Genomic DNA, 6698 nt, shown 5'->3' on the forward strand with positions numbered 1-6698 from the left:
TTTACTTCAACAATAGGTTCTAGTGATAAACTATTAGCTCGTATTCTAGGGCTTATATTTATTTGCTCATCTTCTTTAGTGATTGCTTCATCCACAGGGCTAAAAAGTAGCTTTATTTCTGAATGTGATAATAACTATTTTGATCAACGTAAAAAGCCGGCAACATTTTATGTAATGAACCCCAATGTTGCCACACTAGATGGCACGGTTTGCCGTGGTACTCTAGATGCATTTCTATCCTTACTAAAAGAGTACCCTGAACTAAAAATACTGGAAATATATGAAGTTGATGGTAAGCAATGTAACGAAAGTAAGTTCCAGCTTTTTAACAGTATTTATAGACACAAGTTGGAGATAGTCGTTGTAGAAGGTGGTGTGGCTGTTTCTGATGGTATGGACATTTTTCTTGCAGGCAATACATCTCGGCTTGAAACGGGTTCCCGCATTGGATTTTTCAGTGGAAAGCCTTTGCAAGATAACGAGATTTCGATGATGAAATGCGAACATTTGTACCGTCAGTACTATAAGGACTTGTCTTTGGATCCTAACTTTTATGGATTTCGGCTAAGACAACAACCAACAGCACTTTGGCGTACAGAATCGGTCTATTTCTTTTAGAGCGAGTATGCATTTGTAAGAGAGATTCAAAATTGAGATTCGTCTCGGATCGAGTGGAAAAATTCGTGCCTCAGCATTAGACTAAAGTCTAATGCTGGTTAAAACTTGACCTAAAAGGAATAATCAGTAAACTACCAGTTCTTGAATATAGGTCACACTTTTTTACAAACACTTTTCCTGATTTCAAGAACGGAATTCTTCAAGTTTTTGACAAAATATATTAAGGATGTCAAATAGTTGGGTGGTAGAGGTTCGTTATGTACAATCACTTTTTGGTAAGACTTACCATTGGGACTCTCGTTGTTTTAGGTATTAAGCTGAGTGCATTATACTTTTTGCCTATGGTGCTACTATTGAATACGCACCACAAAGAGTTTTTTGGATGGTAAAAATCGGGGCTAGCCCCGATTTTTTTATGCCATTTCTATCTCATCGACCGTCGACTCAATCTCTTTCATCATTCGATATAACTGCTCAGCAAGTTGCTGTTTCGCACCATCAAGATCTTTGTCTAGCGTTAGCTTCATGATCTTTTCATGTTCATCGAGGTTGAAGAGCTGTGAGAAGCTCTTTGGTGAATGGGTTAGCGAGATACGTCGATAACGTTTAACCTGCCTGATAATATCGCTAAAAAACTCAAGCATGTTCTTAGAGAAGCAACCATTTAATAGAGAACTGTAGAAGGCTTCTTGACGCTCTTCCCACTCTTGCCAATTGAAGTTTTCTGCTTGGAACTTAAAGCGCGATAGCTTATGGAACTCAGTCAGTATTTCCAGCTCCCAGCTTTCACTGCCTTCTTTGATTGATTTTTCTAGTAACACAGAGGACACAACCTTGAGGCTTTCATATAGGTCGTAGAGTTCGACCTTAGAAACAGGTGCAACCCAGCATCCTTTTTGCGGTTCAAGCTTTACGTACTTAATCCACGAAAGCTGAATTAGTGCCTCTCGGATAGGGGATGCTCCTACGTTATATTTTTCTTTAAGCTCCGCAACAACCAGCTTTTGGTTTGGTTTAAGCTCTCCGGAAAGAATATCCTGACAGATTAGCTTCGCTACTTTGTCTGTCAAAGTTGGGCTAGACACAATGCACCTCATTAACTTAATAGAATTACCTAAAAGCAACTCAGCAGTATGCTGTGTTGTAAAAACGTAAGGATAGTACAGCGTGTTGAAAAATTGGGCAAGATAATTATAAAAAAAAGAGGGCGTATGCCCTCTTTTTATAGATGTTCTGAATGCACTGTAAGAATTATAGTACGTGAACAGAAGCTGTGTTAGTTGTGCCTGAAGCTACTAGAGCACCAGAAACCATTACTACGATGTCGCCTTTCTTACCAAAACCAGACTCTAGAGCGTACTCTTTACCGTTTTTGTAGAACTCATCAGTGCTGTCGATTGAATCAACAAGAACTGGGCGAACACCCTTAGTAAGAACTAGCTGTGCAGCTGTTTTAGCGTTAGTCGTTAGCGCAACGATGCTTGCTGTTGGGAAGTATTTACGTACAGAACGTGCAGACTTACCACCTTCAGTAGCAACGATGATTAGTGGAGCAGCTAGCTTCTCAGCTGTGTCTACTGCACCTTTACATACTGCTTCTGTGATGCGCAGGCGTGGGCTGTCTAGACGAGAACCTAGCTCAGCTTTTAGTGCGCCGTCAGTACGGTTAGCGATTTGAGCCATGATAGTTACCGCTTCAACAGGGTATTTACCTTTAGCTGTCTCACCTGAAAGCATTACTGCATCAGTACCGTCCATGATTGCGTTCGCAACGTCACCCGCTTCAGCACGAGTTGGACGTGGGTTGTTGATCATAGAGTCAAGCATTTGAGTTGCAGTGATAACTGTCTTACGAGCACGGTTACACTTCTCAATCATCATTTTCTGAGCGAAGATTACTTCTTCAGCTGGGATTTCAACACCAAGGTCACCACGAGCAACCATGATACCGTCAGAAAGCTCTAGGATCTCGTCGAAGTTATCTACACCTTCTTGGTTTTCGATCTTAGAAATGATGTGGATGTTCTCGCCACCGTTTGCGTTTAGAACGTCACGGATTTCTTTAACGTCAGAAGCTTTACGAATGAAAGAAGCTGCAACAAAGTCAACGCCTTGCTCACAACCAAATTTTAGGTCGTTCTTATCTTTTTCAGATAGAGCTGGAAGCTGAACAGAAACGCCTGGTAGGTTAACACCTTTGTTTTCGCCTAGAGCACCGTTGTTAAGAACTTTACACTTAACTTCAGTTTCAGTAGTAGAGATAACTTCCATCTCGATTAGACCGTCGTCTACTAGGATAGTGTTACCAGCAGAAAGGTCTTGTGCAAAACCAGCGTAAGTAACAGCAACAGTGTCTTTGTTACCAACAACAGAGATATCTGTTGTGAAAGTGAATTCTTGACCAGCTACTAGATCAACGTCATTGCCGCCTTCTAGTTTGATAGTACGAATCTCTGGACCTTTAGTGTCTAGAAGAATTGCAAGTTGCTTACCAACGTTTGCCATAACTTCACGGAAGTTAGCAATACGAGTGCCGTGCTCTTCGTAGTCACCGTGAGAGAAGTTAAGACGCATAACGTTCATGCCTGCGTTTACTAGTTCAGTTAGCTTCTCTACTGATTCAGTTTTAGGGCCAATCGTACATACGATTTTGGTCTTTTTCATGGAAGATACTCTCCGGGTAAATATTATTACAATTTGAAAGTTAGTATTAGTCTCTCTAGAAGGCTAGGGATGCCCATAAATAATTCACATGAGCTATCAAATGTCTTGCCTATTTTGCTTCTTCTAGAAATGAAAGTCTTTCAACAAGTTTAGTCATTTTATGACCAACTGAGGCGCTTTCTAGGCCACTTTTTTTGAGCTAATCCACTATATTTCAGTAAGATTGCAAAAAAATAACCGCTAATTCTGTAATTTTTTTTCTTTTCGGGCACGAATTCTACCACCGAATTGATCAGATTTCACTGTGCATAACTTGTTTTAGAGCAAGGTTTCGGCGCTTAGTATTTAATTTTTGGATCAAAATAAATAATCCGGATGAATGGGCACCATTTGGTAACTTTTTTTCAAAATAGTAGTCCATACGGTACAAACTCTTCCTTCATTGAAGCCAATAAACCGTGATGATATTGTGTGCTTTTTATGGCGATTTGTTGTTCGAAGACAACAGACTGAAATCAGGTGGTGAAATAAAATATGGCATCAAAGAGAATCAAATGCGTGATTTTTGATTGTGATGGAACACTGATCGATAGTGAACGTTTGTGTTTGCAAGCTATTGTAGAGGTGCTAAGCAGTATTGGCGTCGAGGTAAACTATGATGATGTCAAAGATCAGTTTCAAGGCGCGAAACTGGAAAAGATCTTCGGGGCACTGGTCGACGACAACTCCAAGCTTGCTAATGATGGTTTAGCTAAGCTTATTAGCCACTATCGACTGCGTTGTAAGGAGCTGTTTGCTGAACAATTAACGGTTATCGATGGTGTCTATGAAGTATTGGATGAGCTGAAGGCGAATAATATTGCGGTATGTATCGCATCAAATGCTCCTCATGAAAAGATGGCGTTTACGTTGCCGCTGGCTAAACTAGACCAGTACTTTGAAGGCACTGTCTTCAGTGCTTTGGATGCCAATGCATGGAAGCCCGATCCCAAACTGTTGCACTACGTGATGGACAAAATGCAAGTGAGCTCAGAAGAGTGTTTATTCATAGATGATTCTCTGGTTGGCATTCAAGCTGGCGTTAAAGCCAATGTAACCACGTTGTACTTTTCCCATGCGGAACCGCATAAAGAGACCGCAATCAATAGCTCATATTTACATAGCATTACTGAAATGCACCAACTGCTGACCTTTATTCGATGATACGAAAATGAGTGGCTAATTATGTTTTTCTGGGCGGGTGGTCGATTGGTTGAGTAGCTGATTAGCCGCCACTAATGCTCCTCTCATACTGACCACAGATGCGTCTAGAATGTCGATTGCCCATAGTGGTAGTTTGCCTGAAATGGAGTAAAACGCCCATTGACCTTTTCTTCTATCTGAAACGATCCCGCAATTTCTGAGTACTGCGAGCGCTCGGGAAATCTTAGGCTGTGATTCTTGTAATGCTTCACACAGCTCCCCAACACTCAATTCAACCTCTGTAAAGATCAATAAAGTGATCATGAGGCGAGTCTGATCGCCTAAGCACTTATGTAGTACTAAAGGATCAAAATCTAAATCGTTAGTCGGTTGATGAACGGTAACAAACAAGTCGATGCGCTTTTGCAGATCATATAAAGACGCTTCGAAGGAGATATCAGAGAGTGACGTTGGCGCAGGAAGATCCCAATAAATACTTTCTTCAGTGTTCTCGAATACACCACATTCACGCTGCGCTGAAGAGCAGAGCGTAATTACATAGTCAAAATGCGTGTCTTTAAACTCGTCGATGGACTTTGAATACAGTTCATCGGTAGGAAAATCTGCATCGTTTAATGTCGATATCGTTCTTGCGTCAACCTGACTTGGACTGCTCCCTGCACTATAGGCTTGATAAAACTCAGCATAATCGCGATTTATAATCGCTTCCGCTAGTTGCGAACGTGCTGAATTGCCTCGGCAGACAAAGAGAATCTTTTTAGTCATGGTTTCCTCAAGAGATTGAGCATCACGGTGTGGTTACAGGCAATATTATGAGAGTTATTTGCAGTTAAAGAAAGACCTTTCATCATTGAAAGGTCTTATCAAGCTATACGCCAGTTTTATAGCAGGAGCGGTTTTAAAGTAGGGGTTAAGCTGCGGTGGCTAGCTTGCCATCTGCAATTGCTCTCAAGTTATCCATGGTTTCCGCATAACTAGTTGGTTTACCAAATAAGCCAGCAGTACCAAGGATAAAGTATTCGATTTTATCCTTAAGCAAATCGATGACTTCAGGGCTGATCGCACCATCAATAGCCAGCTTAGTATCGGTACCTTGTTTGTTGATCATGTCAATAATGCGATCAATTCGATTGAAAGCATTGGCAATGAACTTTTGCCCCGCAAATCCTGGGTTAACTGACATCACCAAAATTACGTCTGTGACATCAAGTACATCTTCAATCACACTCAGTGGTGTGCCTGGATTGATAGCCAGACCTGATTTAATACCTTTAGCTTGAATATTACCAAGCGTACGATGTAGGTGCGGTGGTGCCTCCGCATGAACATACATTAGGCTTGCACCGAGATCAGCAAACATATCAATGTACTGATCTGGATTGGACAACATTAGGTGCACATCGTATTCAATATCGGTTGTATTGCGGATAGCCTTAATATCTTCCGGGCCTAGGGCGAAGTTAGGAACAAAGTGTCCATCCATTACATCAATATGAAGCATATCTACTTTGGCTTTCTCTAGATCAGCCAACTCTTGAGGTAATTTAGAGAAATCCACACACATCATTGAAGGACAAAACTTAGCCATGAGTGAGCTCCTTTTCGATGTCAGCAATTTGGTTAATACGATTCTGGTGACGGCCACCTTCAAACTCACCTTCTAGCCAACGGTCTACAATCATTTTAGCGAGCTCAATTCCTACGACGCGAGAGCCAAACGAAAGAATGTTGGTGTCGTTGTGCTCGCGAGAAAGCTGGGCGGTGTATGGGTCGCTGCAAACCACTGCGCGAATTCCTGGAACTTTGTTAGCGGCTAGCGAAATGCCAACACCTGTACCGCAAATCAAAATACCGCGCTCGGCTTGACCTGAAATTACTGAGTTTGCAACCGCTTTGCCATATTGAGGGTAGTCTGTTCGCTCGGCAGATTGAGCACCTAAGTCGATCACTTGATGACCTTTTTGTTCTAAGTGACTAATAACGAGAGCTTTGTGTTCGAAACCTACGTGGTCACAACCAATAGAAATGATCATGTTTGTCTGTACCTTAACCGATGAATATGGCTTTAATTTTACGATAAAATTCACGTCTGTAAATATTTAAATTTCATTGAAATCGCCAATAATCATATAAGTAATTGAAAAATAGCGGATAAAAAATTCACAATAAAATTCACAATATTGCAAATTTCATAAAATAATTTATTTTGTGAT

General features: G+C 41.1%; 7 protein-coding genes. 2 read left to right on the forward strand and 5 right to left on the reverse strand.

Going from position 1 to position 6698, the window contains the following annotated elements:
- Positions 1-618, forward strand: a 618-nt coding sequence (locus tag HW45_RS29485; RefSeq protein WP_038225052.1) for a hypothetical protein, incomplete at its 5' end; no start/stop codon positions are given.
- A gap of 413 nt (positions 619-1031) precedes the next feature.
- On the opposite strand, the gene HW45_RS04135 is transcribed toward HW45_RS29485, so the two are convergent.
- A complete protein-coding gene (locus tag HW45_RS04135; RefSeq protein WP_038225055.1) occupies positions 1032-1715 on the reverse strand; it encodes a GntR family transcriptional regulator in 684 nt (227 codons plus the stop codon).
- A gap of 154 nt (positions 1716-1869) precedes the next feature.
- Positions 1870-3282: a pyruvate kinase PykF gene (gene pykF / locus HW45_RS04140; RefSeq protein ID WP_038225057.1), complete on the reverse strand. Its 1413-nt coding sequence runs from the start codon at positions 3280-3282 to the stop codon at positions 1870-1872.
- 534 nt (positions 3283-3816) lie between these two features.
- On the opposite strand from pykF, the gene HW45_RS04145 reads away from it, so the two are divergent.
- Entirely contained in the window at positions 3817-4485 is a 669-nt protein-coding gene (locus HW45_RS04145; RefSeq protein ID WP_038225059.1) for an HAD-IA family hydrolase, read from the forward strand.
- A 15-nt stretch (positions 4486-4500) separates the two neighbouring features.
- Here the strand turns inward: HW45_RS04145 and HW45_RS04150 are convergent, their stop codons facing one another.
- The 3 genes from HW45_RS04150 to rpiB form a co-directional block, all read right to left on the reverse strand.
- Positions 4501-5250, reverse strand: coding sequence for a metalloregulator ArsR/SmtB family transcription factor (locus HW45_RS04150; RefSeq protein ID WP_051867750.1), 750 nt, complete (start codon positions 5248-5250; stop codon positions 4501-4503).
- 145 nt (positions 5251-5395) lie between these two features.
- Positions 5396-6073, reverse strand: coding sequence for a ribulose-phosphate 3-epimerase (gene rpe / locus HW45_RS04155; protein ID WP_038225062.1), 678 nt, complete (start codon positions 6071-6073; stop codon positions 5396-5398).
- Positions 6066-6518 carry a ribose 5-phosphate isomerase B gene (gene rpiB / locus HW45_RS04160; protein ID WP_038225066.1) on the reverse strand — a complete coding sequence of 151 codons (453 nt, stop codon included), beginning with the start codon at positions 6516-6518 and terminating at the stop codon, positions 6066-6068. The genes rpe and rpiB overlap by 8 nt, the downstream gene beginning before the upstream one ends.
- Between the last annotated feature and the right edge of the window lie 180 nt (positions 6519-6698).

The sequence above is a fragment of the Vibrio sp. ER1A genome (assembly GCF_000733315.1).
GTDB classification, from domain to species: domain Bacteria; phylum Pseudomonadota; class Gammaproteobacteria; order Enterobacterales; family Vibrionaceae; genus Vibrio; species Vibrio mediterranei.